The 26,886-nt window shown below is 45.9% G+C and carries 23 protein-coding genes; 15 read left to right on the plus strand and 8 right to left on the minus strand.

All coding sequences use genetic code 11. From position 1 onward, the window contains the following. Positions 1–49 precede the first annotated feature (49 nt). The 4 genes from uppS (at position 50) to LS482_RS14090 (ending at position 5,080) form a co-directional block, all read left to right on the plus strand. Complete coding sequence (gene uppS, locus LS482_RS14075; RefSeq protein ID WP_233028154.1) at positions 50–793, plus strand: undecaprenyl pyrophosphate synthase; 744 nt, start codon at positions 50–52, stop codon at positions 791–793. A 7-nt stretch (positions 794–800) separates the two neighbouring features. After that, entirely contained in the window at positions 801–3,389 is a 2,589-nt protein-coding gene (gene bamA, locus LS482_RS14080; protein WP_233028155.1) for an outer membrane protein assembly factor BamA, read from the plus strand. A gap of 316 nt (positions 3,390–3,705) precedes the next feature. After that, entirely contained in the window at positions 3,706–4,542 is an 837-nt protein-coding gene (locus LS482_RS14085) for an OmpH/Skp family outer membrane protein (protein WP_233028156.1), read from the plus strand. 28 nt (positions 4,543–4,570) lie between these two features. After that, the gene (locus LS482_RS14090) at positions 4,571–5,080 is read left to right on the plus strand and encodes an OmpH/Skp family outer membrane protein (RefSeq protein WP_233028157.1); all 510 of its coding nucleotides are present in this window, start codon (positions 4,571–4,573) and stop codon (positions 5,078–5,080) included. A 99-nt stretch (positions 5,081–5,179) separates the two neighbouring features. Here the strand turns inward: LS482_RS14090 and LS482_RS14095 are convergent, their stop codons facing one another. From LS482_RS14095 to LS482_RS14120, 6 genes are all read right to left on the minus strand, one after another. Further along, on the minus strand, positions 5,180–5,914 hold the full coding sequence (locus LS482_RS14095; protein WP_367890575.1) for a tyrosine-protein phosphatase: 735 nt from the start codon (positions 5,912–5,914) through the stop codon (positions 5,180–5,182). A gap of 102 nt (positions 5,915–6,016) precedes the next feature. Beyond that, positions 6,017–6,808, minus strand: a complete 792-nt coding sequence (locus LS482_RS14100; RefSeq protein WP_233028158.1) for a TPM domain-containing protein — start codon at positions 6,806–6,808, stop codon at positions 6,017–6,019. 36 nt (positions 6,809–6,844) lie between these two features. Then, a complete protein-coding gene (locus LS482_RS14105) occupies positions 6,845–7,288 on the minus strand; it encodes a TPM domain-containing protein (protein ID WP_233028159.1) in 444 nt (147 codons plus the stop codon). Positions 7,289–7,378: 90 nt separating this feature from the next. Continuing rightward, positions 7,379–7,975, minus strand: coding sequence for a LemA family protein (locus LS482_RS14110; protein ID WP_233028160.1), 597 nt, complete (start codon positions 7,973–7,975; stop codon positions 7,379–7,381). A 25-nt stretch (positions 7,976–8,000) separates the two neighbouring features. Continuing rightward, a complete protein-coding gene (locus LS482_RS14115; protein WP_233028161.1) occupies positions 8,001–8,330 on the minus strand; it encodes a MerR family transcriptional regulator in 330 nt (109 codons plus the stop codon). A 64-nt stretch (positions 8,331–8,394) separates the two neighbouring features. Further along, positions 8,395–9,372 carry a peptidoglycan DD-metalloendopeptidase family protein gene (locus LS482_RS14120; protein WP_233028162.1) on the minus strand — a complete coding sequence of 326 codons (978 nt, stop codon included), beginning with the start codon at positions 9,370–9,372 and terminating at the stop codon, positions 8,395–8,397. Positions 9,373–9,639: 267 nt separating this feature from the next. On the opposite strand from LS482_RS14120, the gene alaS reads away from it, so the two are divergent. Further along, positions 9,640–12,252, plus strand: coding sequence for an alanine--tRNA ligase (gene alaS, locus LS482_RS14125; protein WP_233031831.1), 2,613 nt, complete (start codon positions 9,640–9,642; stop codon positions 12,250–12,252). A gap of 95 nt (positions 12,253–12,347) precedes the next feature. Continuing rightward, entirely contained in the window at positions 12,348–13,289 is a 942-nt protein-coding gene (locus LS482_RS14130) for a GSCFA domain-containing protein (RefSeq protein ID WP_233028163.1), read from the plus strand. Positions 13,290–13,406: 117 nt separating this feature from the next. Here the strand turns inward: LS482_RS14130 and LS482_RS14135 are convergent, their stop codons facing one another. Continuing rightward, positions 13,407–14,135 carry a hypothetical protein gene (locus LS482_RS14135; RefSeq protein ID WP_233028164.1) on the minus strand — a complete coding sequence of 243 codons (729 nt, stop codon included), beginning with the start codon at positions 14,133–14,135 and terminating at the stop codon, positions 13,407–13,409. Between the two features lie 274 nt (positions 14,136–14,409). On the opposite strand from LS482_RS14135, the gene asnB reads away from it, so the two are divergent. Then, positions 14,410–16,074, plus strand: coding sequence for an asparagine synthase B (asnB, locus tag LS482_RS14140; RefSeq protein ID WP_233028165.1), 1,665 nt, complete (start codon positions 14,410–14,412; stop codon positions 16,072–16,074). A gap of 467 nt (positions 16,075–16,541) precedes the next feature. On the opposite strand, the gene LS482_RS14145 is transcribed toward asnB, so the two are convergent. Continuing rightward, positions 16,542–17,888, minus strand: a complete 1,347-nt coding sequence (locus LS482_RS14145) for an exo-beta-N-acetylmuramidase NamZ family protein (protein WP_233028166.1) — start codon at positions 17,886–17,888, stop codon at positions 16,542–16,544. Between LS482_RS14145 and LS482_RS14150 the strand changes: the two genes are divergently transcribed. The 8 genes from LS482_RS14150 to LS482_RS14180 all read left to right on the plus strand — a co-directional run bounded on the left by LS482_RS14150 (position 17,869) and on the right by LS482_RS14180 (position 26,744). Then, positions 17,869–19,104, plus strand: coding sequence for an ABC transporter permease (locus tag LS482_RS14150; protein ID WP_233028167.1), 1,236 nt, complete (start codon positions 17,869–17,871; stop codon positions 19,102–19,104). The two genes, LS482_RS14145 and LS482_RS14150, sit on opposite strands and share 20 nt — an antisense overlap. Positions 19,105–19,330: 226 nt before the next feature. Further along, complete coding sequence (locus LS482_RS14155; protein ID WP_233028168.1) at positions 19,331–20,686, plus strand: pyridoxal-phosphate dependent enzyme; 1,356 nt, start codon at positions 19,331–19,333, stop codon at positions 20,684–20,686. Between the two features lie 49 nt (positions 20,687–20,735). Continuing rightward, positions 20,736–21,257 (plus strand): zinc-binding metallopeptidase family protein, encoded by a 522-nt coding sequence (locus LS482_RS21800; protein ID WP_367890576.1) that lies wholly within the window; start codon positions 20,736–20,738, stop codon positions 21,255–21,257. Next, positions 21,157–22,032 carry a M20/M25/M40 family metallo-hydrolase gene (locus LS482_RS14160; RefSeq protein ID WP_367890577.1) on the plus strand — a complete coding sequence of 292 codons (876 nt, stop codon included), beginning with the start codon at positions 21,157–21,159 and terminating at the stop codon, positions 22,030–22,032. The genes LS482_RS21800 and LS482_RS14160 overlap by 101 nt, the downstream gene beginning before the upstream one ends. 203 nt (positions 22,033–22,235) lie before the next feature. Continuing rightward, on the plus strand, positions 22,236–22,940 hold the full coding sequence (locus tag LS482_RS14165; RefSeq protein ID WP_233028169.1) for an ABC transporter ATP-binding protein: 705 nt from the start codon (positions 22,236–22,238) through the stop codon (positions 22,938–22,940). Further along, positions 22,930–24,165, plus strand: coding sequence for an ABC transporter permease (locus tag LS482_RS14170; RefSeq protein ID WP_233028170.1), 1,236 nt, complete (start codon positions 22,930–22,932; stop codon positions 24,163–24,165). Before LS482_RS14165 ends, LS482_RS14170 begins: the two co-directional genes overlap by 11 nt. 58 nt (positions 24,166–24,223) lie before the next feature. Next, a complete protein-coding gene (locus LS482_RS14175) occupies positions 24,224–25,489 on the plus strand; it encodes an ABC transporter permease (RefSeq protein ID WP_233028171.1) in 1,266 nt (421 codons plus the stop codon). A 127-nt stretch (positions 25,490–25,616) separates the two neighbouring features. Continuing rightward, positions 25,617–26,744 carry an efflux RND transporter periplasmic adaptor subunit gene (locus LS482_RS14180; RefSeq protein ID WP_233028172.1) on the plus strand — a complete coding sequence of 376 codons (1,128 nt, stop codon included), beginning with the start codon at positions 25,617–25,619 and terminating at the stop codon, positions 26,742–26,744. The last annotated feature ends 142 nt before the right edge of the window (positions 26,745–26,886 follow it).

Below are 26,886 nucleotides of genomic sequence, written 5' to 3' on the forward strand. Positions count from 1 at the left end.
GAGAAGAAAAATAGAGCGGGACTTTGGTCCTGATGATGAATATGCTTTAATGGATAATATAAAAGACGCGATAGATAAGGAGCGACTGCCAAAACACATAGCCATTATAATGGACGGCAATGGCAGATGGGCAAAGCAAAGAGGGAAACTGCGGGTTTTCGGTCACGAAAGAGGCGCCGATGCAGTACGCAAGATCGTAGAAGGGTGTGCCGAGCTGGGGGTGGAAAACCTGACCCTCTACGCATTTTCCACCGAAAACTGGAAACGCCCCAAACTGGAGGTAGAAACCCTGATGAAACTTCTCATAACATCGTTGCGGAAAGAACTCAAAACCCTCAACGATAATAATATAAGGCTTTGTACCATCGGAAAGATGGAACGATTGCCCCAGACAGTGGCCCGAAAACTGAAGGAAGTTATTGAAAAAACCAAAGATAACCACCGGATGACACTTACCCTTGCCCTTAGTTATGGTTCCCGCGAAGAGCTCAAAAACGCGGTTCAGGCTATAAGTTTTAAAGTTAAAAATAACATAATTTCTGCCGAAGATATTGACGAATCGGTTATAAATGAGCATCTTTACACGCAAAATTTGCCCGACGTGGACCTGCTTATCCGTACCAGCGGTGAACTCAGGGTGAGTAATTTTTTACTGTGGCAGATAGCTTACGCCGAGCTCTATTTTACAGAAACCCTATGGCCGGATTTTAATAAAGAAAAGCTGTATGAAGCAATTTTAAATTATCAAAACAGGGAACGTAGATTTGGAAAAACAAGTGAACAACTTAACTGAGAATAGCATGCGCAAGAGATATTTCGGAGTAATTATCACAGTCTTTGTGCTTCTTTGTAGTAATGCCGTTTTAACAGCGCAGGAGATCAAGTTTGATAAAGGAAAAAAATACATCTTGGGAGGCGTTGAAGTTACCGGGGTAAAAAGCTATAATAAGCAGACCGTAATAACCTACAGCGGATTACGGGTTGGCCAGGAAATTACCATTCCGGGAGAACAGATAACCAACATTATTAAAAAGTTGTGGAAACTGGAGTTGTTCAGCGATGTTAATTTTTACATTACCCGTACGGAAGGAAATAAGGTTTTCCTGGAACTGAATATAAAGGAGGTCCCCACGCTTTCTTCTGTGAAAGTGGAAGGTATTAAAAGAAAGAAAGGGGAGGCCGTACTCAAGGAAGCGGATATTAAGAAAGGGAAAAGGGTTACTGAGAGTTTCATTACCAACACCCGTAACTTTCTTGTCAATAAATACAAAAAACAGGGTTATCTGCACGCAAAAGCCAATATTGTCACCGCCCCCGATACTTCCGGGGTAAATGCCGTGAAAATGCTGGTAAATATAGACCGGGGAGAAAAGGTGAAGATAAAAGATATTGTATTTGACGGTAACAAGGCGCTGAAAGACAGGACACTCCGGAAGGCCATGAAAAATACCAAACGAAAGGTGTTCGGGCGTTTCTGGAAAAAGTCCAAGTTTATTCCGGAGGATTATGAAACAGACCTTACGTCCCTTATTGATAAATACAAGGAAGAAGGTTACAGGGATGCCAGGATACTTTCCGATACTGTGGTAAATAACAAAACAGACCAGATAAGCATCAATATCGACCTTGAAGAAGGCGATAAATATTACTTCGGGAATATTGACTTTGTGGGGAATACGGTGTATTCAGACCGTCAGCTGTCATCCATGCTGGGAATCGAAACCGGGGATACCTACAACGGGGTACTGCTCCGGAAAAGGATTGCCGACGAAACCAAACCCGACGGCGACGATATTACCAACCTGTATCAGAATAACGGATACCTCTTTTCAAGCATTAACCCGGTAGAGGTTTCGGCCAAGAACGATACCATAGATTTTGAAATACGTATCACCGAAGGTAAACTGGCCTATTTTAACGATGTACGGGTTTCCGGTAATGACAAGACCAACGATCATGTTATTTATCGTGAATTGCGTACCCGGCCCGGGCAAAAATACAGCAAGGAAAATGTAATACGTACCATCCGGGAATTGGGTGGTCTGGGCTATTTTGACCAGGAAGCTGTTATCCCCGAAATAAAAAATGCCGACCCCAATGCCGGTACGGTTGATGTTGAATATGGCCTGACGGAAAAAGGTTCCAGTCAGATAGAACTACAGGGTGGTTACGGAGGCGGAGGCTTTATCGGTACACTCGGATTGTCTTTCAGTAATTTTGCCATCAAGGACATCTTTAAGAAAGATGCCTATAAGCCCGTGCCAATGGGAGACGGGCAAACCCTGGCACTGAGGTTGCAGGCCAGCCGTTTTTACCAGACCTACAGTTTCTCTTTTTCAGAGCCCTGGCTGGGAGGTAAAAAACCCACACAGTTTTCGGCATCCCTGTCGCACAGTAAACAATTTGCATACAACTATCAAACCGGTAGGGCAGACAGAGACCAGAGGTTTTATATAACCAGTTTTACACTCGGACTGGCCAAACGACTGGAAGTGCCGGACGATTATTTCAGCCTGTCGCATTCTCTGAGTTTTCAGTATTATGACCTTCAGAACTACAATATTGGACTTTTCGAATTCGGTAGCAGCGGTTTTGCAAGGAATATCGCATACACCATTGCGCTTTCCCGGGACAACAGGTTCCCGAAGCTGATATATCCGCGTACCGGGTCGAGATTTACCATTTCGGCCAGGCTGACCCCTCCTTATTCCCTCTTTGACGGTGTGGATTACGGAAGTCTTGGAGATAAGGAAGAGTTCCAGCTCAGGGATGAAGATGGAAACTTTGTGTTGGATGATGATGATAACAGAGTTCCCGATGAAGAGAAAATTGCCCAGGAAAAGATCAAATGGCTCGAATTTTATAAAATTAAATTTGACGGGGAATGGTATACCAGGCTGGTAGACGATCTGGTTTTAAAAACACAGGCCAACTTCGGTTACCTCGGGGCCTATAACAACGACAGGGGAGTTGTGCCTTTTGAACGGTTTTATGTTGGTGGTGACGGAATGGCCAACTATACCCTGGACAGCAGGGAGACCATTGCATTACGGGGATATCCCAATCAATCTTTGTCAGGAGGTTCCGGCACCAGTAACCTGGGCTCTACCATATACAACAAGTTCTCTCTGGAACTGCGTTACCCGCTTACCCTGAAACCTTCAGCCTCTATCTATGGACTTGTCTTTGCCGAAGGAGGTGCTGCCTTTGACGATTTCAAAGACTACAATCCGTTCCAGTTAAAGAGATCCGCTGGCTTTGGCCTGCGTATCTTTATGCCCGCATTCGGGTTACTGGGGATAGATTTTGGACACGGATTTGACTCCATAGACGGTACCGGACAAAAGAATGGCTGGGAAACTCACTTCATTATCGGACAGCAATTTTAATTTTGGCACGATATTTTCTATAAACAAATGGATGAATGACAAAAAACAGGGAACCCCCTGTGTGTTTTATGAGGTTTGAAGGAAAAGATCAGGTGTAATGTAAACAAAAGTTTTTCGGTTGAAACCGACCGTTTTTACCCTGTTAAAAAAGGATTTACCTGCCTTGGATTGTAGGGTAAATATGAAGTAAGGCGAAAGTTTCTGTTTTTGAAATTATTCCTTGCGGTTATTAATAACGAAAATATAAATTTGCAGAATAGCCGGAGTTTGCCAAAAAAATTGTTAATTTCAGGCGAAATTTCAAATCATAAAACAAATGAAGGCTAAAGTTCTTTTTATACTGTTATGCATTTCGGTATGGACGGCCCACGCCCAGAGAGGAGTGAGAATAGCTTATATAGATATGGAATATATCCTGGAAAATATCGAAGAATACCAGGAAGCCAGTTCGCAGCTGAATTCCAGAGTGGAAAAATGGAAACTGGAGGTTGAAGAAAAAAAGGGTGCCATTGCACAGATGAAAAAGGAGTTGGAAGCCGAAGAAGTGCTTCTTACCAAAGAGTTGATCGAAGAAAGGGAAGAAGAGATACAGCTGGCCGAAGAAGACTTACTCGAATATCAGCAAGACCGGTTTGGTCCGGAAGGAGATATGGTGCGGCAAAAACAACTGCTGGTAAAACCGGTGCAGGACAGGGTGTTCAATGCAGTGCAGGAAATAGCATCCCGGAGGGCGTACGACTTTGTCTTTGACAGATCGGCCGATGTGGTGATGCTGTATTCCGATAAAAAACACGATATTAGCGACCAGGTTTTGAAAAGTATAGACCGTTCCCGGAAAACGGAACAAAGAAATTCGGGCAGTGCCAAAAGCAGGTTCGATGATGTAAACCGCGAAGTGGATCCCGAAAGACAGGCCCGGAAAGAAGAGATGGAACAAAAAAGGGACGAAAGGGCAAGGGCCCTGGAGGAAAAAAGACAACAAAGGATCAGGGAAAGGGAAGAAAGGAAACGCGAATACGAAGAACGTAGACAACAAATCCTGGAAGAAAGGGAGGCGTATCGCAAAGCTCGTGAAGAGGAAAGAAGGAAAAAACAGGAGGAAAGAGAACAAAAGAAAGCGGAAGAAGAGAGCAATAACGATAATAACAATTAACACTTAAACATTTATTATTCTTGAAATTATGAAACAATTAAAAACATTAGCCATTGCTGTTGTATTAGCTGTAGGAGCTGTAAGTTTTGCAAATGCACAGGACAAAGTTGCTCATGTAAACGTGCAGCAATTAGTGGAAGATATGCCGGAGATGAAAGCGGCTAGATCAGAATTGGAGAAACTGGAAAAGCAATATTCTGCGGATTTGAAGAGTTCCGGTCAGGAATTGCAAAATAAGATAAAGCTGTACGAGAGCGAAGCCTCCGGTAAAACAGAAGAGGAGAACAGACAAAGAGCCGAAGAGGTGCAAAGCATGCAGAACAATATTATGCAGGCACGCCAAACTGCTGAGCAGGAACTTCAGAAAAAGCAGATGGAACTCATCCAGCCTATTCTGGAAAAAGCCCGGCAGGCCATACAAAAAGTAGGCAGGGAACAAGGATTCAAATATGTACTGGATTCTTCACCCAATTCCGGAATCCTCCTGGCAGACGGAAAAGACCTGCTTGCCGATGTTAAAAAGGAACTCGGATTTTAATAACAGCACCCTTTAATTTAAGGATGATAAAAAACAGGCCCGGAAAACTCCGGGTCTTTTTTTGATACCTGCTCTGTAAGTTCAATAACCCCCGGGAGATTATCCGAATACGAGTTTGTTGTTTTTTACGAGTTCTTTTAGGCGCTCCGGTTCCCCGGTTTTAATTTTTCCTTGCAGTCTTTCCAGGTGCCTGGTGTTGTGGGCGTCGGTGCCTGCAAAGTCAAACATGCCCGTTTTGAGGAGTTTTACGGCAATTTTATGGACGTCTTTACCGTAGTACGCGGTTAGGGAAAGCAGGTTGAGCTGCAAACGGCATCCCGCTTTTTTCAGTTTGTGGTACATGTCGAAATTCTCGTGATAGAACACATAGCGCTCCGGGTGTGCGAGAACCGGGATATAGCCCGCTACCTGCATATCGAACAGGATATCGAACAGGGCTATCGGCGGATTGATATACGACATTTCCACGAGGACATAGTTGTCCTTCAGGCGAAGTATATCCTTCTTTTTTACCAGTTGCCTGAAAGATTCATCCATGAGGTATTCTGCGGCTGCGTCAAAGAAGACATCCTGGTTTTCCAGGACGGGGAGTACTTCTTCCTTTTTGCGGTTAATGATCTCCGAAGTATTGGGCCATACACCCTGAATAATGTGGGGGGTGGTAATTATACGGGAAATCCCTAATGCTGTCAGCCCTTTGACTAGCCCTTGTGTGTCTTCGATATCTTTGGCACCATCATCAATTCCGGGGAGTAGATGGGAGTGTATATCAGTATGGTTTCCCTCAAACAAATCTTTAAGATAAACCGTCTTTTTTCGCGTAAAAATCTGCAAAATTATGGTGTTAGAATTGTAGTGCAAAGATAATACAAAAGTCGGAAGCCTATACAGGAAACGAGGGATAATCGGGACTGAGTAGTACATGTGCAGGCCACACTACCAACTTCCGCTGGCTCCGCCGCCGCCAAAGCCGCCACCGCCGAAGCCACCACTGAATCCGCCGCCGCCAAAACCACCGCCTGACGAAGACCCTCCTCCGAAGCCGCCTCTTCCCAGACTGCTCAGTATAAGGATGTCCATAAGGTCCGGACCCCGGGAGCGACCACCCCGGCCACCGCCGCCACGGGAGTTCCTGGAAAGGATAATAATGATAACGAAGAAAATAAATAATATGACCACCAGGCGACTTGCGGGAAATCCTTTGTTTGAAGCCTTTTTACCGTCACTTTTATACACTCCGGTAAGGATTTGGAAAATAGCGTCGCTCCCCCTGTCTAACCCGCCGTAATAGTCTCCTTTGATAAACCTGGGCTTCATGATGTTTTCAATAACCCTTTTAGACAGTGCGTCGGTCAACAGGTGTTCAATGCCATAACCAGTCTGTATGGCTATCTTTCGGTCGTCCCTGGCCAGGAGTATTATAATGCCATTGTCTTTTCCTTCCTGCCCGATTCCCCATTTATGCCCCCATTGTGTGGCCAGATAATTTATGTTTTCTCCTTTAGCGGTAGGGATGATAATGGTTACGATCTGGGTGGAGGTGCTATCGGAATATCGTATCAGTTTTTGTTCCAGGGTGCTTTTCTGCTCCGAAGAGAGAAGTCCGGTATTGTCATAAACACTGGTTTGCAGCGTGGGCTTATCCGGGATATCAAACTGTGCATAGGTCCATTGGGAAAAACACAATAAAAGAGCGAGGAGATATGTGGGTAAAAGCGTTTTTTGCATTTTGTTTTTTACGGTTGTGGCTTTTGGATACATGTGCTAGCGGCCTTTGGATATTTCGTCGGGAAGTTCATTGACATCGTCGGTCTGCCATGGAAAATGTTTTTTCAACTGCTCCCCGGCCATTAAGATTCCTTCAACCAGCCCTTGCTTGAACTTTCCGTTTTTAAAATGTCCGGCAATGATATCTTTGGTGCTGTTCCAGAAATTATCGGGGACGACCTTGTTGATCCCTTTATCTCCGCAAATAGCAAATGCCCTGTCTTCGACGGCTACGTAAATAAGCACGCCGTTGCCCAGTTTGGTGTTGTTCATTTTCAACTGCCCGAATACCTCAATAGCCCTTTCGTAGTGTGATGAAGAACCGGCCGTTTTTTCAATGTGCACCCGAACCTCTCCCGAAGTATTGCGTTCGGCTTCGCGTATGGCATTGATTATTTCCTGTTCCTCTTTTTGGGATAAAAAATCTTCTACTTTAGACATATCCAAACACTCTGAATTATTGTAAAACCCGATTCCCGGTATGCAGAGCAGACCGGGGTCATCGGTTTCGCGGGATTAAACTTCGGATGTTTAAAAATCAAAATCGACATCCGGTGCCTTTTCCGATCCGGGATCGGCCTGGTAGCGTACCATTTCTTCAAAATTAAACCACCCTGCCAGTATCTTGTTAGGGAAGGTTTTGATGTGCTGGTTGTATTTGTTGACCGCCTCGTTAAAACGGTCCCTGGTCACATTGATCCTGTTTTCCGTGCCTTCGAGTTGTGATTGCAGTTCCAGAAAATTTTGATTGGCCTTGAGTTCCGGGTAGCGTTCAACCGTGACCAGCAAACGGGAAAGGGCAGACGAAAGCCCGGTCTGCGCCTGTTGGAACTGTGCCAGTTTTTCCGGGGTTAAATTGTTGGCATCAATGGTTGTGGAGGTGGCTTTTGCCCTGGCATCAATAACTTCCTTCAGGGTGTTCCTTTCAAAATCGGCAGCGCCCTGGACTGTTTTTACCAGGTTGCCAATAAGGTCGTTCCTGCGTTGGTAGGAACTCTCTACATTGGCCCAGGCGGTTTTTGCATCTTCCTGGTACCTTACGGCATTGTTATTAAAGCCAACTGCCCACCGGTACAGGCCAAAAGCTATAACCACCAGTGCAATAACCGGAATTAACCATTTTTTCATAGTGAGTAACGTTTGAAAGTTGAGATTATAATTGGTCCTTTATGCTTAATAGAATAGTTTTTACGTTTTCTAATTTACGAATAATCTCAAAATTAGAAAGTGTTTTGTGCTTTTCTTCCTTCAGATGGGTTTTTGCCCCTTCCAGCGTAAACCCCCTTTCCTTGACCAGGTGATATATAAGTTGCAGGTTCTTAATGTCTTCAGGAGTGAATTTCCGGTTCCCTTTGGCATTCTTCTTGGGTTGCAATACGTCAAATTCCTTTTCCCAAAAGCGTATCAGGGAAGTGTTGACCTTAAAGGCATTGGCCACTTCACCAATACTGTAATAGCGTTTTTCAGGAAGTTCTATATGCATAAGTACTGAAACAAGTTACAAAATAAATACCCTACAATCAGATCCGGGTTCCTGTTCCGGGATGTTAATCCAGGGACTGGTTTTCCTGTGAGGCTACGTGTAGCAGCTCTTCATATTCCGCCGGGCTTAAACTGCCGTAATAGAAATTAATGGGGTTTATTCGCTGTCCGTCCTTGAATACCTCATAATGAAGGTGCGGGGCCTCTGACCGTCCTGTACTGCCTATGTAGCCTATAAGATCCCCCCTTTTCACCTTTTGTCCTTTCCTTACGTTGTATTTGCTGAGGTGGGCATAAAGGCTCTCATACCCGAAACCGTGTTCTATCCTGATGTGGTTGCCATACCCTGCGGCCCGGTTGTCCGACCTTTTTACCACGCCGTCACCCGAAGCGTAGACCGGGGTTCCCCTCGGGGCGGAAAAATCCATCCCCCAGTGCATTTTCCTGGCCTTGGTAAACGGGTCTGTCCGCCATCCGAAACCTGAAGCCATACGCTTGAGGTCTTTATTGTTCACCGGCTGTATGGCGGGGATGGTAGCCAGTAATTTTTCCTTGTTTTCGGCAAGTTTGGTAATCTCGTCCAGGGATTTGGACTGCACCACCATTTGTTTCTGCAGTATTTCAAGCCTTCGGGTCGTATTTACGATGATCTTGGAATTGTCAAACCCTTCGAGAGCCTGGTACCTGTTCACGCCACCAAAACCCGCCTTTCGCTGTTCTTCGGGTATGGGGTTGGCTTCAAAATATAAGCGGTAAATGTTGTTGTCCCGTTCTTCTATATCGGTAAGGACCTCTTCCATTTGCTCCATTTTTTTATTGAGGAGTTCAAACTGAAGTTCATATTGTTTTAATTCCCTGGAAGTGGAGAGTTCTTTCGGGGTATTGACCAGGCCCGTGTTGAGCAGGGTAAAAAGACCTATCATGCCAAAGAGGAACGATGCCAGGAGAAAGACCAGGAAGTTTCTTATTTTCTTTCCCTTTTTAACTTCGATTTTTCTGTATGAAAGTGTTTCCCGGTCGTAATAATATTTTACCTTCGACATAAATTAAAAAATTCTATTTTTGCCCTGTGAACCGCATGTCCCTACACTTTGGGAAAACCTTTTTGTTCAGGGATATATACTTACGTAACGGACAAATATAGAAATTGTTTTTGAGTTACCGTAATTTTTAGAAAAGGTTAAGATTTCGGATCATGTGATACGGAGATCCCTTCGATTCCGCAAAACGGGATCATCGTAACCTGCAACCCGGTGTTTTCCGGCATGCAGTTAAAGAAAAGAACATAAAAAGTGTCGAAAAAGAATATGATGACATCACAAGAGATAAGAAGCCGGTTTTTACGTTTTTTTGAAGAAAAACAACACACTGTGGTGCCGTCCGCACCGATGGTAATGAAGGACGATCCCACATTGATGTTTACCAATGCGGGGATGAACCAATTCAAGGAGTATTTCCTGGGGAACAGGAAACCCGTTTCGTTAAGGGTGACGGATTCACAGAAATGTCTTCGTGTAAGCGGAAAGCACAACGACCTGGAAGAGGTGGGCAAAGATACCTATCACCATACCATGTTTGAGATGCTCGGAAACTGGAGTTTTGGCGATTATTTTAAAAAGGAAGCCATTGCCTGGGCGTGGGAACTGCTTACGGAGGTTTTTAAAATTGACAAGAACCGGTTGCACGTTACTTTTTTTGAAGGTGCAGATGACGACGGGTTGCCCGAAGACAGTGAGGCCCGAAAACTTTGGGAAGGAATAGTACCCGAAAACAGGATTATCCCGGGAAACAAAAAGGACAATTTCTGGGAAATGGGCGACCAGGGGCCCTGTGGTCCGTCTTCCGAGATCCATATCGATATCCGGTCCGATGCGGAAAGGGCGGAAGTCCCCGGCAGGGACCTGGTGAATAAAGACCATCCGCAGGTAGTGGAAATATGGAATCTCGTATTTATAGAGTTCAATCGTAAGGCAGACGGTGCCCTTGAAAAACTCCCGGCTCAGCACGTGGACACCGGAATGGGATTCGAGCGTTTGTGTATGGTATTACAGGGGGAGCAGAGTAACTATGATACCGATGTTTTTACCCCGCTTATACGGGAAATCGAAACCATCACCAATTCCGGGTACGGAAAGGAAGAAAAAACAGATATAGCCATCAGGGTGATCGCTGATCACGTAAGGGCCGTTGCTTTTGCAATTTCCGACGGGCAGCTGCCCGGCAATACCGGGGCAGGCTATGTGATACGCCGGATATTGCGGAGAGCCATCCGTTACGGATTTACGTTCCTGGGAGAAAGAGAGCCGTTTATCTACAAATTGGTGGACACTTTGAGCAATCAGATGCATCATGCCTTCCCGGAAATACGTTTGCAGAAAAATTTGGTGGTCAATGTGATCCGCGAAGAAGAACAATCCTTTTTAAAGACACTGGACCAGGGATTGGTGTTGCTGGATACCATTATGTCCAATGCCAAAGACAAAAAGGTGTCCGGGACCAAGGCATTTGAATTGTATGACACCTATGGTTTTCCCATCGATCTTACGGCACTTATCCTGAGTGAAGAAGGATATACGCTGGATGAAGAAGGATTCAGAAAAGAATTGCAGAAACAAAAGGAACGGTCCAGGGCAGCAACTTCCGTGACCATGGACGACTGGGTTGTGCTGTCTGAAGATGACGAGGAAGAGTTTGTAGGATATGACACCTGTGAAACGAATGTGAAGATTACCAGATACAGGCGGGTAAGCAGTAAAAAGGGAGGCGAGATGTACCAGGTGGTGTTTAACCTGACTCCGTTTTATCCCGAAGGAGGGGGACAGGTAGGTGATAAAGGTTATATTGAATCGGCCAATGGCGATGTGTCCTACATCATAGATACGAAAAAGGAGAATAACCTCATTGTGCATTATACCAAAAGTATGCCGCAAAATACAGCGGGAACTTTTAAGGCGGTAGTGGATAAAAACCAGCGCAGAAGAACGGCGGCCAATCATTCGGCTATGCACTTGCTTCACCAGGCGTTGAGAGCAGTGCTCGGAGGGCATGTGGAACAAAAAGGATCAATGGTGCACAATGATCACCTGCGTTTTGACTTTTCACATTTCAGCAAGGTAAGCCCGGAAGAATTACAGGCCGTGGAAGACTTTGTGAATGCGAGGATCAGGGAACAACTTCCCCTGGAAGAAAAACGGAACATTCCTTATACTCAAGCCATAGAAGAAGGCGCCGTAGCACTTTTCGGTGAAAAATACGGCGATACGGTCAGGACCATACGCTTCGGGGAAAGCATGGAACTCTGCGGAGGGACACACGTACAAAATACGGCAGATATCTGGCATTTTATCATTACCGGTGAAAGTGCTGTAGCTGCGGGCATCCGGAGGATAGAGGCCATCACCCTCGATGCCGCCAAGGAGTATTTCACCACTCAGACCGATATTTTTAAGGAAGTAAAGAGCGTTTTAAAGAATGCCAACGACCCGGTGAAGGCCGTTGTTTCACTTCAGGAAGAGAATAATAACCTCAAAAAACAGGTTGAAGGTCTGCTCAGGGACAAGGCAAGACATCTTAAGGGCGACCTGATCAATAAACTGGAAGAAGTTGACGGCGTTCGTTTTCTCGCTACACGTGTAGATCTGGACCCTGCAGGAATAAAAGACCTTGCTTTCGAGATGGGAAAAGAACACCGGGACTTGTTTGTACTATTTGCTGCGGAACAGAAGGGAAAAGCATTGCTTACGTGTTATATTTCCAAAGAACTGGCGCAGGAACGCAACCTTAATGCCGGACAGGTGGTCAGGGAACTGGGCAAATTCATTCAGGGCGGTGGCGGCGGACAGCCGTTTTTTGCCACAGCGGGAGGTAAAAACCCGGGGGGTATTCCGCAAGCCCTTGAAAAAGCCCGGGAGTTCATAAAATAAAAAAACCTGTTCGTTCCCCTGTTAGAGACGCACGGCCGTGCGTCTCAACGAGAAAGGAGGCCGTGCGTCTCAAACCAGTTTTATCCCACAGGACAGTGAAGCTACAAACGCAAATAAAGATACCGCCCGGAAATAACCGCATAAATTACAATTCGCGGTTGTTACTCCTCGGTTCGTGCTTTGTGGAGAACATGGGAAGTAAACTCGACGATTTTAAATTTCCCTGCCTGCAGAACCCGTTCGGGATACTGTTTCATCCGGGTGCTCTGGAGCGTTTTACCGCACGGGTAGCAGCCCGTCAAAAATATACCGAAGAAGCTGTTTTCGAACATAACGGGCGATGGCACTGTTTTGATGCACATTCCGTGATGAGCGATAATTCGAGGGAAGTTGTATTGTCCCGTCTCAATAAGGCCATAGCACATACGGCAGATTTCCTTGAAGGCGCAACGCATATAATCATTACCCCGGGAACGGCCTGGGGATACCGCCTGAAGGATTCGGGACACCTGGTAGCCAACTGCCATAAGGTGCCGCAACGGCAGTTTACCAGGGAACTGGCCCCGGTAGAGGCTATAGAGAAAAGTATACGAGGTATTATTGAACACATACGTTCTGTTAACCCGGATATTCAGTTTGTTTTTACCGTATCCCCGGTACGCCATTTAAAAGATGGTTTTGTGGAGAACCAGCGCAGCAAGGCTCATCTTATTACGGCACTGCATAACGTCCTGGAGGAAGAGGCTTATTTTCCTTCTTATGAAATTATGATGGATGAACTCCGCGATTACAGGTTCTATGGTAAAGATATGATCCACCCCAATCAAACAGCGATCGACTATATTTGGGAAAAATTTACCGAAACCTGGATATCTCCCGAAGCGATCCCGGTGATGGAAGAGGTGGATGCCATTCAAAAGGGACTGGCCCATAAACCCTTTGCCCCGGATTCCGACAGGCATCGAAAATTTTTAAAAAGCCTGCAAGAGAGAATATCCCGCTTACAGGCTAAAGTACCACACATCCGGTTTCTGTGAGATGAGGAGCTTTTAAAAATTCAAAATAGGACTTAAACTTTTACAATGCTTTTGCCCCGGACAACTTGTCCATTATTCATGTTAACTTATCAACTCCGGAACTCCCCAGCTAACCAACTATTCTTGCTGTTTATCTAAGTAAAATGTACCTCCTCCGGTTGTGTTCTCGTCATTGCCCCAGGTCCCTTCCATGTGATCGTAGGCCACATTGACACTTGCTTCGGTAGAGTAGGTGTCATTAGCTACGATATATGTATATGTAGTACTGACGATTGACCCGTCTACGGTATAAGTACCCTCGGCCTTGGATGCAGATGTGGTATCTATACCGGTATAGACGTCTACTGTTCCGTCCAGCCGGAATAAAAATGCATATTCTGCATTTGGCGGATTGGTGCCGTTGCCGTATTCACCTACCCAGAAACCTTCCAGTTTTTCCTCGGAAGCCTTGTCCCTGGTGGTGAAAGAAAACACATCGCTTTGGCTTTCTCCCCCGTTCCCGTCTTTGGTTGTTACCGTCCAGTAATAGGGCATGCTATGATCGAGCGTGTCTTCATGGATATGACTGGTAGTGTTTAAACCAGAAGCGACTGTAGTCGTCGGAGGGTTATTGCCGTCAAGGTATATGTCATAGGATACGGCATCACCGTCCGGATCGGTGGCTTGTTGCCATTGCAGTTCCACATCGGAAATAGCTGTCCCGGTAGCGTTGTTTGCCGGGCTGGTCAATGTTGCTTTTCCCGGAGGCTGGTTTTCGGGGATGTCTGGTCCGTTGTCGTCGTCACTGCTGCATGAAAACAACAGTATGAACATTAATGAAAATGTAATGGTTTTAAAAGTTTTCATAATAGCTGTTTTTATGTCCCGTTCGGGTAATGATTTTACTTGACTCAAATGTATGTTATTGATTATCTGATTGTAAGGGGGTATTTCCCCTTTTTTAAACAACTTTTCTTACGGTTTGTTCTTAAATATAATTTTCAGGAGTTGTTTTTTTAAAATATTTAATCAATAAATTATTTTTAATTAATTATTGTAGTTGTTTTTGGTTTTATAGTTTTTAATATGAAAGTTAAATCTAATATTTGCCTCATAATTGGAAACTAAAATAATAAGAGTTATGTGCGGAATATTAGCAGTGATAAACGGAACATACGATCAGGAAGGTAGGAGTATAGACAGGAAACCTGTGTTGGACACCGGGCTGATCAGGGAAATGTCGAAGAAAATGGGTCACAGAGGACCGGACGAAAGCGATCTGCATCTCACCGAAAACGGACACATCCTGAGCCACGAAAGGCTCTCTATTATTGACCTGCATACCGGAAAACAGCCCATTCAGGGGACAGATACCGCCTGGATGGTACACAACGGAGAAATATATAACCACCGGGAATTGAGGGAGACTACCCTGAAAGGACATAGCTTCAGGACGACTTCCGATTCCGAAGTGATTGTACACCTGTATGAGGAGTTCGGTTACGATTTCTGCAATAAACTGGACGGTGTTTTTGCCTTTGTAGTGATAGACGGCGATGATTTTATTGCGGGAAGGGACCCTATAGGAGTGAAACCCCTCTATTACGGAACGGATGCCGAAGGCCGGATGTATTTTTCTTCCGAGATGAAGACCATAGCCGATCAGTGTGTGGAGTTTTCCGCTTTTCCTCCCGGGCACTTCTACACACCTAAAACAGGTTTTGTACGCTATTTTGCCCCGAAGTGGTTCGATTATGAGACGGCTACCGAGAAACTGGACCTCACCAAACTTCGCGAAAGCCTTATCGATGCAACCAAAAAACGGTTGATGAGCGATGTGCCCCTCGGGGTGTTGCTTTCCGGCGGACTTGATTCCTCGCTGACTTCCTCCATCGCCTGCAGGTTGATGGAAGGTACCGGGCAAACGCTGCATTCGTTTTCCATAGGACTGGATGCCGAGGCACCTGACCTTATCGCTGCGCGAAAGGTAGCAGAATACCTGGGGACGGAACACCATGAAATATACTTTACCATAGAAGAGGGCATAGAAATACTGGAAAAACTGGTATGGCATCTGGAAACCTATGATGTTACCTCCATAAGGGCGTCCACCCCGATGTATTTTATGAGCAAGGCCATTACGGATTTGGGGGTAAAAGTTGTACTGAGCGGTGAAGGGGCCGATGAGATCTTCGGAGGCTACCTGTACTTCAGGAATGCACCTACTCCCGAAGATTTCCAGAAAGAGACCATAGACAGGGTACAGCGACTGTCAACAGCCGATTGTCTCCGGGCAGATAAAAGTACCATGGCTCACGGATTGGAAGCCAGGGTGCCATTCCTCGACAAGGCTTTTCTACAAACTGCCATGGAAATCGAACCGGAGCACAAGCAACCGAAGACCTATGACGGTATAGAAAAGTACATTTTGCGAAAAGCTTTTGATACTCCGGAACGTCCTTTCCTCCCGGATGAGGTGCTGTGGAGGCAGAAAGAACAATTTTCCGACGGTGTGGGCTACAACTGGATAGATACGCTGATAGCACATTGTGCTTCCCGGGTCACTGATGAAGAAATGGCCAAAGCAGCTGAAAAGTTCCCCGTAAACACACCTGCTACCAAGGAAGCGTATTTTTACCGGGAGATATTCCACAAACATTTCCCGCAGGAGAGTGCAGCCAGAACAGTAAAACGATGGGTACCCAAATGGCAGGAAAACACTGACCCCAGCGGACGGGCCAACGCCGCCCATGTCAAGGCGGACACCTCGATTGCGCTGGAAGAAAAGGCCAAAGCAGCCTTGTAAGGATAAGAATACGACCAACCATTACATGAGGAATTGCCCGGGGAGAGATGCCTTTCCGGGCAATTTTGTTTGTGTATACCAAAAATTCCTTTTTTCAGCTAATGGAAGGAATTCGAATCAGGATCAAAGGTTGTGGTTTTTTACTTGTTGTAAGTTTCCGGTTTTGGTTTTGCCACGGATACACGAATGTTTTTCGGGCTGAATGTTGTATGTGAGGCTGATACGTTGTAAACCCCGGATTGTTTCCGGTTTCCTGCTTATACAAAAAACTAAACCTGTCTGAAAGGTATAACGGTTTCGGCAGGCTGTGAAATTGCACTTTAGTTATTTGGTTATTCAGGCATCACGCATGAGCTCAATAACTCATCCTGTTAACCCAATAACAACCACTGTAACGAAAAGGAACCATTTCATAAATCGCAAGTCGTACCTCTTATGTCTTATCCCCAAATAGTTCAGGGAAACTATCACGATTCTTCATAAAGTAGGTATTTCGCTCTTACCTTTCTGAACATTTCCAGTCCTTTTTTCCAACTGTTTCGGATTTTCGCCTCCGGCATACCCGCCTCGATTTGTTGTTGCAGGACTTCGGTTCCGGCGAGTTTTACGAAGAAATTATTAAAGAAGTCATCTTTGTTCGCGGTGTTGTTGTATGCCTTTATAAGCCATTTCAGTTCAAGGCGGTTCAGTCTTTCGGCCCGCGACAGGTCTTCCCCGCGGCACAACACACCGTTGTGTTCCGGGTTTTTCGCTCCGAAATTGGGACGGGGTGTGAAATAGTAATCGTATTCCGATTCAGGCAGGTGCGGAGAGCCGTAAACCTGGAACTGTTTCTCCGTTCCCCGCCCTTCGCTTACATTCGTTCCTTCAAAAAAACAAAGGCTCGGATACAAATTGACCGCCTGTGCATTCGGCAGGTTGGGCGATGGTTTTATCGGGAGGTCATAGGGCATGTCCTTGGTGTAATTGTCACAGGATACAACCTGCAACCGGCACTGTATGCCTTTGGTAAGCCATTTTTCCCCGTTGATCATGCGTGCATATTCACCTATGGTCATGCCATGGGCTACGGGAATGGGGTGCATCCCCACAAAACTTTTGTATTCCGGGTTCAGTACGGGGCCGTCCACAAAATGACCATTGGGGTTCGGGCGGTCCAGCACAATTAATGGTTTGTCGTTTTCCGCACAGGCTTCCATAACGTAATGCAAAGTGGAAATATAGGTGTAAAAACGCACTCCTACGTCCTGAAGGTCAAAAATGACAACGTCGATATCCGCCAGTTGTTCTGCCCCCGGTTTCCGGTTTTTTCCGTAGAGTGAGATCACGGAAAGTCCTGTTTTCGGGTCCTTGCCGTCCTTTATTTTTTCACCTGCGTCTGCCGTACCCCGGAAGCCGTGTTCGGGTGCGAACACTTTCCGCACATTTACACCGCGTGATACGAGACTGTCAACAAGGTGGGTATAATTCCGGTTGTTGTTATCCCTGAAGATAATGCTGGTAGGGTTGGCCACTATGCCCACGCGTTTATCCCTGATAAGCGGCAGGTATTCTTCTGTACGGTTGGCTCCGACCGCTATGGCCGCTTCTGGAGGGGCGGGTTTTTGTGAAGGCCGGGAAGAGGCATTGTTGCCACATGAAGTGGTCAGGAAAAGGAAGACCAATAGTTTAATACAACGGGTTTGTGTGCTGTTACGGACGGATGCTTGTCCTTCACTGAAAGCCTTCCCGATAATTTCGCGGCAAAACCGTAATAAAAATGTATTTTTGGAGTTTGTAAACCAAAAAGATTCGTTGAATTTAGAGTTTTTCATAGCGAAACGCATTATCAGGTCCAAAGACCATAAAAGTAGTGTATCGGCACCAATTATAAAAATTGCCATTACAGCTATTGTAATAGGTCTTGTTATGATGCTGGTAGCCATAGCCACCGGTATCGGGCTACAACATAAGATTCGCGAAAAAATTGCGGCTTTTAACGGGCATGTCCGTATCTACAATTACGACAATAACGAATCTGAGGTCTCCGTACATCCGGTGTCTATAAACCAGGAATTTTATCCGGAGTTCAAAAACATAGAAGGGATCACCCATGTTCAGGCCGTGGCCACAAAGGCGGGTATCATCCGTATGGAAGATACTTTTGAGGGGATCATAACCAAAGGCGTGGGAAAGGACTACAACTGGGAGTATTTCAGGGAGTACCTGCACGAGGGCAGGTTGCCGGATTATAGCGGAAAACTCAATAATGAAGTCCTGATGTCCGGGTACCTTGCCGATCGGTTACACCTTGATGTGGGCGACACGTTCTATGCCTTTTTTCTGAAGGATGAGGGGAGCACTGTACCCAACCAGCGGATATTTGAGATCACCGGGATCTACAACAGCGGTTTCCGGGAATTCGATGCCAAGTACGTATTTGTGGATATCCGCCATATACAACGGATGAACCGGTGGGCCGATGATGAAGTAGGGAATTTCGAGGTGTTTGTAGATGATTTTGATGCGATAGAGGAAAAGGGAAACGAAATCTACGGCAAAACACTTTCCACACTGGATTCGGAAACCATACTCACGCAATATCCGTCCATCTTTGAGTGGCTGGGATTGTTCGACTTTAACATAGCCATTATTATAGGTATACTTATCATTGTAGGCGGATTTAATATGATTACCGCCCTGCTTGTGCTGATACTGGAGCGTACACAGATGATAGGGATCTTAAAGGCACTGGGCAGTGATGACTGGACGGTGCGCAAAATATTTCTCTATAATGCGGCCTACCTGATTGCCATAGGACTGTTCTGGGGGAACGTTATAGGTATCGGTCTTCTGCTCTTACAGAAATACTTCGGCTTTATAGCCCTTGACCCGGAGACTTATTACGTGACCGAAGTGCCCGTGTACATAACTCCGCTACACGTGCTGCTTCTCAATGTGGGGACCCTGATCCTGTGCCTGGCCATGTTGCTCGTACCTTCCTATATCATCACCAGAATAGTGCCCGCCAGGGCTATGCGGTTCGACTGATTTTAAGCGGCAGATTTTTGCCATAACATTTTCAATCCAAAATCTTCGTAACTTTGTTAGGAGACCGTATAGAACAGCATACGACAATAACCTTAAAGATAGTAGGACGGAAGGTTTCCGAAATGATTTATGATTTCCGATACCCTGGTTCTTCGGATTTTGGTTCTATGCGGTCGGTCGTAAGCCCTTAATCTTAACCATTGCAAATCACGAAAAAACACATCCCATGAACTACGCAGACAATATACTGGGTACCATAGGCCAAACGCCGCTGGTAAAATTAAACAGGATCACCCGGGAGATCAATACCTTGGTACTGGCCAAAGTGGAGACCTTTAACCCCGGTAATTCCATAAAGGACCGTATGGCCGTGAAGATGATCGAAGATGCGGAAGCGGACGGGCGTTTGAAGCTGGGAGGGACCATTATAGAAGGAACGTCGGGAAATACCGGCATGGGACTGGCTCTTGTGGCCATTGTGAAGGGATATAAACTCATATGTGTTATCAACGATAAGCAGTCCAAGGAAAAAATAGATATTCTCCGTGCTGTTGGAGCCGAAGTTATTGTGTGCCCCACCAATGTGGAACCCGATGATCCCCGGTCGTATTATTCCGTGGCCAGGCGCCTCGCCGAAGAAACTCCGGATTCCTGGTATGTGAACCAATATGACAATCCTTCAAACAGCCTTGCGCATTATCAGCAGACCGGCCCGGAACTCTGGCGGCAGACCGACGGAAAGATCACTCATTTTGTGGTGGGGGTAGGTACCGGGGGCACCATTTCGGGCGTAGGTAAATACCTTAAAGAACAAAACCCGGACATTAAGGTATGGGGCATAGACGCATATGGTTCGGTATTTAAGAAGTATCACGAAACAGGGATCTTCGATGAAAACGAGATCTATCCCTATATCACAGAAGGTATTGGCGAAGACCTGCTCCCGGAGAATGTGGACTTTTCGGTCATAGACGGGTTTACCAAGGTGACCGATAAGGATGCCGCCGTGTATACCCGGAAACTGGCCAAGGAAGAAGGGATATTTGTAGGAGGCTCCGCCGGGGCAGCCGTAAAAGGAGTGCTCCAGCTAAAAGAACATTTCAGGCCGGGAGATGTGGTGGTGGTACTGTTTCACGACAGCGGGAGCAGGTATGTAGGCAAGATGTTCAATGACGACTGGATGCGCGAAAGAGGGTTTCTGGATGAAGATGTCACCAAGGCAGAGGACCTGGTGAAAAGCGACCAGGAATTAATTACCGTACAAACCGAAGAACTGGTATACCGGGCCATTGAGCATATGCGTAAATATAATATCTCCCAGATTCCCGTAAAAGACTCCGCCGGTTTTGTGGGGGTAATAGATGAAACCAGTCTTTTCCGTGCCTATGTCGAAGACAAAAACGTGGCCAACAGGCCGGTAAAGGAAATCATGCGTGCCCCGCTACCTGTTATCGAAGGGGCAACACCTGTGGACAAAGTGTCCAAACTCATCAATAAAGATAACAGTGCCATCCTGGTCAAGCTGGGGAACGGCGATTACCGCATTATCACGAAACACGATATCATCCGTGCGATCCATTAAAATGATTAAATTTACGGCAGTTACAGGAACTATTTAAAAACACATCAGCATGCCAATACGTAAAATACTTCTCGGTATGGCCGTTTTTGCCGTATCGGTTTCTCAAGGCCAGGATATATCCGGAACAGAAAAAAAGATCGCAAAAACCGTAGCCGGAAACATAGAAGAACAACTGGAATTTACAGAAAAAGTAGTCAATATAAACAGCGGGACCATGAATCACGAAGGTGTTCGTGAAGTAGGGAATATTTTCCGGCAGGCATTTGACGATATCGGATTTAACACCAGGTGGATCGGCATGCCCGAAGAAATGAACCGTGCCGGGCACCTTTTTGCTGAGATCCCCGGGGAAAAAGGAAAAAAAGTATTGCTCATAGGGCATATAGATACCGTTTTTGAAAAAGACAGTCCTTTCCAGAAAATGGAAGAGGTCAACGATAGTATATCCCACGGACCGGGGGGCCAACGATATGAAAGGCGGGGATGCAATTATTCTTTATGCCCTGAAAGCCCTTCGGGAGAACGGGTTGCTGAAAAACAGGCAGGTTATTGTGGCCCTTATGGGAGATGAGGAATTTACCGGAAAACCGTTGTCCGTAAGCAGAAAAGACCTTATCGATGCCGCAAAGCGAAGTGATGTCGCCCTGGGGTTTGAGCCTTCCGGTGGCTTTGGAGAAGCCACAATGGCCAGGCGTGGCTCTTCCGGATGGAAAGTGGAAGTGAGCGGGAAACAGGCCCATTCCGCCGATGTTTTTAGTGAAGATGTAGGGGCCGGGGCCATTTTTGAAATGTCGCGTATCCTCAATGCTTTTTACAATGAAGTGCGTGGAGACAAGTACCTTACCTTTAACCCCGGAGCAATACTGGGGGGTACGGATGTAACTTATGATGAGGTATTGAGTAAAGGCAGTACTTTCGGTAAATCCAATGTAGTGGCAAAAAAGGCCGTGGTAGACGGAGGACTGCGTTTTATTTCCGAAGAACAAAAGGAAAAGGCCCGTGAAAAAATGCGGGAAATAGTAAGCAAAAACCTTCCCCGTACCAGTGCAGAGATCACTTTTATAGACAGTTATCCCGCAATGGAACCTACCGAAGGGAACAAACAACTGCTCGAGAAACTGAGCCAGGTAAGTACAGCCCTCGGAATGGGGCCCGTAGAGGCCGTGGACCCGTTGGAAAAAGGGGCGGCAGATGTGTCTTTTGTAGCACAGTATGTGGATTGTCTGGATAGCCTGGGTGCCATGGGAGAAGGGGCGCATTCCCCGGAAGAGACCATAAACCTCAATACACTGGAGGCACTCACCAAACGAGCAGCCATTTTAATCTACAGGTTGCTGCATGAATAACACTTTTTCTTTTGCGGGATAGTGCCTTTTGTCGTCCCTTTTCGGGGTCCGACTGTAAAATTAACATTTTTTTTACATTTCGTGGCGTAACAATTTACGTTTGGATGAGTCTAACGGGGTGTGGACCTTGAAAAGATTAACGCATTTTTAATAGATAATGCATATTTTTATAGGTACATTGTAATAAAAAGAAGCTCACCGGCATGATAGAAATCAAAGACTTGCACAAATCCTACCGTATGGGAAGCAATTCCCTTCACGTACTCAAAGGACTTAATTTATCCATAAAGGAAGGAGAGCTTGTGGCCATTATGGGATCTTCCGGTTCCGGGAAGTCCACATTACTCAATATCCTCGGAATGCTGGACGAAGCCGATACGGGTGAATATAACCTGGACGGTGTGCCCATAAAAAATCTCAATGAAACCAAGGCCGCCAAATACAGGAACAAGTTTCTCGGCTTTATTTTCCAGTCCTTTAATCTGATCAATTATAAATCGGCTGTAGAAAATGTGGCCCTTCCGTTGTATTACCAGAAGGTGAACCGGAAGGAACGGCAGGAAAAGGCGATGCACTATCTGGGAAAAGTAGGATTAAAGGAATGGGCAGACCACCTTCCCAGTGAACTTTCCGGAGGGCAGAAACAGCGGGTGGCCATTGCCAGGGCCATGGCAGCCGAACCCAAAGTGCTGCTTGCCGATGAGCTTACCGGGGCCCTGGACAGTACAACCTCCTATGAAATAATGGACCTTATTCAGGGAATAAATGACGGGGGAAAAACCATTCTGGTCGTTACCCACGAACCGGATATTGCCAATATGTGCAAACGTATCGTGCATCTCAAAGATGGCGTGATCGTGGAAGATACTTTTGTGGAACAAGTAAGGGCCATGGAAAATGTTCAGTAGAGACCGCTGGCAGGAAATATTCCAGACCATAAACAAGAACAAGCTCAGGACATTTCTGTCCGGGTTTACGGTAGCGCTCGGCATCCTGATATTTACGGTGCTTTTCGGAATGGGCAACGGATTGAAGAATACGTTTAACGAATTTTTCATGGACGATGCCACCAATACATTCTTTATCTATCCCGGGCGAACCACCATGCCGTACCAGGGGTTTAAAAAAGGCAGGCAGGTGGAGTTCAGGAATGACGACCTGGAAGACATAAAAAAAGACTTTGCCCTTTATCTTGACGATATTACCCCAAGGATCTCCCAGAGCGCACTGGCTTCATATAAAGGAGAATCCAACACCTATAACCTGCGGGCTGTTGCACCTTCTCACAGTAAGATGGAGAGAACCATCATAATGAAAGGGCGTTACATTAATGCAAATGACATTGCGAACGAAACAAAGAATATCGTTATAGGACGCCTGGTGGAGATTGATTTGTTCGATAAATCAGAGAGCGCTGTCGGGAAATACCTGGAGGTGGGCGGTGTAATGTATAAAGTTATCGGGGTTTTTCAGGACGAAGGCGGGGACAACGAGGAAAGACGCATTTATATGCCCTATACCACCAAACAGCTTCTGGACAAAGGAACCGATAAGATAGACCAGATGGTCCTCACCTACAAAACGGATATCGGATATGCAGGAGCCATGGCGTTCGACAGCAGCCTGAGAAAATACCTGAAAGAAAAGCACAAGGTGGCGCCCGAAGACCAGAACGGTATTTACCTCAGCAATACCGCCGACGTGGTTAAACGGAATATGATGTTTGCCAATGTATTGCAATGGGTGGTGATCTTTGTCGGTATAGGAACCCTTATAGCCGGAGTTATCGGTATTAGCAATATTATGGTTTTTGTAGTTAAGGAACGTACAAAAGAGCTGGGGATACGAAAGGCACTCGGAGCTACCCCGGCATCCGTTATCGGACTTGTATTGCAGGAGTCCATTTTCATAACCACCATTGCGGGATATATAGGATTGGTTATTGGCATAGGAACGCTCAGCATCATGGGCAACAGCCTTAAAGAAGACTATTTTATTACCAATCCCCAGGTGGGTATCGATGTAGTGATCACAGCTACGCTGATCTTAATATTTTTCGGTGTAGTCGCCGGTTATATTCCCGCTAAAAGGGCTGCCAATGTAAAACCCATTGTAGCATTGAGGGATGAATAAGGATAGTATGGTAAACACCGGGACGAGAAAAGCTAACACGTAAAATACCAGACGCGACATGCGATTTATTTTTGACAGGGATACATGGCAGGAAATTTTCGGATCGATCCGGAAAAACAAAATACGTACAATGATCACCGTTATCGGTGTGCTTTGGGGGATTTTTGTTTACATAGCATTGTCGGGTGCTACCAAAGGGCTGGACAACGGTTTCGAACGGGAGTTCCAGGGCATTGCCAACAATAGTATGTTTGTGTGGACACAGCGTACCAGCATGCCCTATCAGGGATTTAAAATCGGAAGGCCCATACAGCTTAAACTCGATGATGCAGAGGAACTGCAGAATAAACTGCCCGACATCCAGTTCATTGCCCCGCGAAATGTGATGGGGGTTTTCGGAGGCTCTCCGCCCCGGATTTCACGTGGTATGAAAACCGGGAACTATGCGGTTTTCGGGGATTATCCGGTTATAGACAAGATATTCAAGAAAAAAATATACGAAGGAGGCCGTTTCCTGAATGAAATGGACATGCAGAGGGAAAGAAGGGTCTGCATTATCGGGGAAAGGGTGCGGAACGATTTATTTGATGTGGATGAAGACCCCGTGGGAGGTTATGTGAAGTTGAATAACGTATCTTTTCAGGTAGTGGGCGTGTACAAGAAATCGGAAAATATGGGGTTTGAAGGGGATAATTCCGTTTTGCTGCCCTATTCTACCTACCGGAAGATATTCAGTACAGGCGATAATGTAGGGTGGTTTGCCATTGCGGCATATGATGAGGTCGATATTGTAGCGCTCGAAAAAGACGTAAAACGCCTGTTAAAACGAAGGCACAAAGTACACCCTGAAGACGAAAGGGCATTCGGGTCCTTTAATCTGGGGGAAGCTTTTGCAAAAATGTTTGGTTTTGCCAAAGGATTGAACTTCTTGTCGCTATTCGTAGGGTTTGCTACCATTATTGCCGGGGTGATAGCCATCGGTAATATACTGCTCATCTCCGTAAAGGAACGGACCCGGGAACTGGGGGTGAGGCGGGCTCTCGGGGCCACACCGGCGGAAGTGCGGGGACAGATTTTACTGGAATCCGTATTTCTCACTTTGGTAGCGGGTATTCTCGGAATCATACTGGGAGCTTTTGTACTGGCTATTATTAATACCCTGACCCAGGGAAGCAGTGGCTTTCCCTATACCAACCCTACGGTGCCTATACCTTATATTTTTACGGCCCTGTTCATTATGGTCGTTCTGGGGACCCTTATAGGATTGATACCTGCGCAAAGAGCAGTGAGTATAAAACCAATCGATGCCCTGCGCGAGGAATAGGCAAGGCCTGTTCCTTCTCGTAGAGATACACGGCTGTGCATCTCAAACGTGAAAGGAATTACCAGAAAAACAGACGGAATGTGTATCTCAGACTAAAAAAATTAAATAACCAAATTAGTAACCATAGATGAAAATTTTAAAGTACATAGGAATAGCTGTCCTTATCATAGCAGCATTGTTTGCGGCCGCGTATTTTATAAAATCCAACAGTAAGTCGCCCATAACTTATGAAAGTGAATCGCCGTTCATAACCAGTATAGAAGAAAAGAGCGTGGCAACAGGAAAGGTGATACCGGAGGACGAAGTGGCCATTAAACCACAGATATCCGGGATTATCAGTGAAATCGCGGTGGAAGAAGGCGAAAAACTGGAAGCAGGGGATCTTATTGCAAAGATAAAAGTAGTCCCAAATGAGCAAACACTGAATACTGCCAGGGGAAGGCTGAGCAATGCCAGGATTTCCCTTAACAATGCCGAAATAGAGTACAACAGGAATAAGGTACTGTTCGAAAAAGGGGTGATATCTTCCCAGGAGTTTAACAATATAGAACTCACCTACGACCAGGCCAAACAGGAGCTCGCCAATGCCCAGAGCGACCTTCAGATCATTCGTCAGGGGTCTGCCGGCGGGTCTACAAGTGCCAATACCAATGTAAAAGCCACTATATCAGGGACCGTACTGGAGATCCCAGTAAAAATAGGAGACCAGGTAATTCAGAGTAATAACTTTAACGACGGTACTACCATAGCCAGTGTAGCAGATTTGTCTAAAATGATATTCGAAGGTATGGTAGATGAGGCGGAAGTGGGGAAACTAAAAGCAGATTCACCTCTTAAGATCAGTTTCGGAGCGATACCCGACAAGGAATTTGAAGGTAAGCTGAAATTTGTTGCCCCCAAATGGAACGAGGAGGAAGAAACCACTTCCGGGGTAGTACAATTTAAGATCGAAGCCGATGTTTTTATGGAAGAAGGCTATTTCATCAGGGCCGGGTATAGTGCCAATGCATCATTGGTACTGGAAAAGAAAGACAGCGTCCTGGCCATCAAGGAAGCCCTGTTACAATTCGATCGCGAAACCGAACAACCGTATGTGGAGGTGGAAGTCGGCGATCAGGAATTCGAAAGAAGGGACGTGGAGACCGGGATTTCGGACGGGATCAATGTAGAAATCGTCTCCGGGCTGACTGAAAGCGATAAGGTAAAAGTGTGGAACAAAACCGAACCCGTAAAAAGGGAAACGGCAAGTGATTAATGAGATAAAAAGTTCGCACAGCACAACTACAACCTGCCTCTTTTTCTCAATTTATACAAAGAGCAGGTTACAGGATTACCAAAAATAATGTAAATTCGTGCCGCACCCGTGCGAAAGCCGTCAAAATACCTTTCGGATTGCA

It is taken from the genome of Sinomicrobium kalidii, from assembly GCF_021183825.1.
Taxonomy (GTDB): Bacteria; Bacteroidota; Bacteroidia; order Flavobacteriales; family Flavobacteriaceae; genus Sinomicrobium; species Sinomicrobium kalidii.

What these genes read in the sequence shown, in the direction of transcription:
- uppS (WP_233028154.1), top strand. Translation starts at nt 50, where the DNA reads ATGGATAATATAAAAGACGCGATAGATAAGGAGCGACTGCCAAAACAC.
- bamA (WP_233028155.1), top strand. Translation starts at nt 801, where the DNA reads ATGCGCAAGAGATATTTCGGAGTAATTATCACAGTCTTTGTGCTTCTT.
- LS482_RS14085 (WP_233028156.1), top strand. Translation starts at nt 3,706, where the DNA reads ATGAAGGCTAAAGTTCTTTTTATACTGTTATGCATTTCGGTATGGACG.
- LS482_RS14090 (WP_233028157.1), top strand. Translation starts at nt 4,571, where the DNA reads ATGAAACAATTAAAAACATTAGCCATTGCTGTTGTATTAGCTGTAGGA.
- LS482_RS14100 (WP_233028158.1), bottom strand. Translation starts at nt 6,808, where the DNA reads ATGCAAAAAACGCTTTTACCCACATATCTCCTCGCTCTTTTATTGTGT.
- LS482_RS14105 (WP_233028159.1), bottom strand. Translation starts at nt 7,288, where the DNA reads ATGTCTAAAGTAGAAGATTTTTTATCCCAAAAAGAGGAACAGGAAATA.
- LS482_RS14110 (WP_233028160.1), bottom strand. Translation starts at nt 7,975, where the DNA reads ATGAAAAAATGGTTAATTCCGGTTATTGCACTGGTGGTTATAGCTTTT.
- LS482_RS14115 (WP_233028161.1), bottom strand. Translation starts at nt 8,330, where the DNA reads ATGCATATAGAACTTCCTGAAAAACGCTATTACAGTATTGGTGAAGTG.
- LS482_RS14120 (WP_233028162.1), bottom strand. Translation starts at nt 9,372, where the DNA reads ATGTCGAAGGTAAAATATTATTACGACCGGGAAACACTTTCATACAGA.
- alaS (WP_233031831.1), top strand. Translation starts at nt 9,640, where the DNA reads ATGACATCACAAGAGATAAGAAGCCGGTTTTTACGTTTTTTTGAAGAA.
- LS482_RS14135 (WP_233028164.1), bottom strand. Translation starts at nt 14,135, where the DNA reads ATGAAAACTTTTAAAACCATTACATTTTCATTAATGTTCATACTGTTG.
- asnB (WP_233028165.1), top strand. Translation starts at nt 14,410, where the DNA reads ATGTGCGGAATATTAGCAGTGATAAACGGAACATACGATCAGGAAGGT.
- LS482_RS14145 (WP_233028166.1), bottom strand. Translation starts at nt 17,888, where the DNA reads ATGAAAAACTCTAAATTCAACGAATCTTTTTGGTTTACAAACTCCAAA.
- LS482_RS14155 (WP_233028168.1), top strand. Translation starts at nt 19,331, where the DNA reads ATGAACTACGCAGACAATATACTGGGTACCATAGGCCAAACGCCGCTG.
- LS482_RS21800 (WP_367890576.1), top strand. Translation starts at nt 20,736, where the DNA reads ATGCCAATACGTAAAATACTTCTCGGTATGGCCGTTTTTGCCGTATCG.
- LS482_RS14160 (WP_367890577.1), top strand. Translation starts at nt 21,157, where the DNA reads ATGAAAGGCGGGGATGCAATTATTCTTTATGCCCTGAAAGCCCTTCGG.
- LS482_RS14165 (WP_233028169.1), top strand. Translation starts at nt 22,236, where the DNA reads ATGATAGAAATCAAAGACTTGCACAAATCCTACCGTATGGGAAGCAAT.
- LS482_RS14170 (WP_233028170.1), top strand. Translation starts at nt 22,930, where the DNA reads ATGTTCAGTAGAGACCGCTGGCAGGAAATATTCCAGACCATAAACAAG.
- LS482_RS14175 (WP_233028171.1), top strand. Translation starts at nt 24,224, where the DNA reads ATGCGATTTATTTTTGACAGGGATACATGGCAGGAAATTTTCGGATCG.
- LS482_RS14180 (WP_233028172.1), top strand. Translation starts at nt 25,617, where the DNA reads ATGAAAATTTTAAAGTACATAGGAATAGCTGTCCTTATCATAGCAGCA.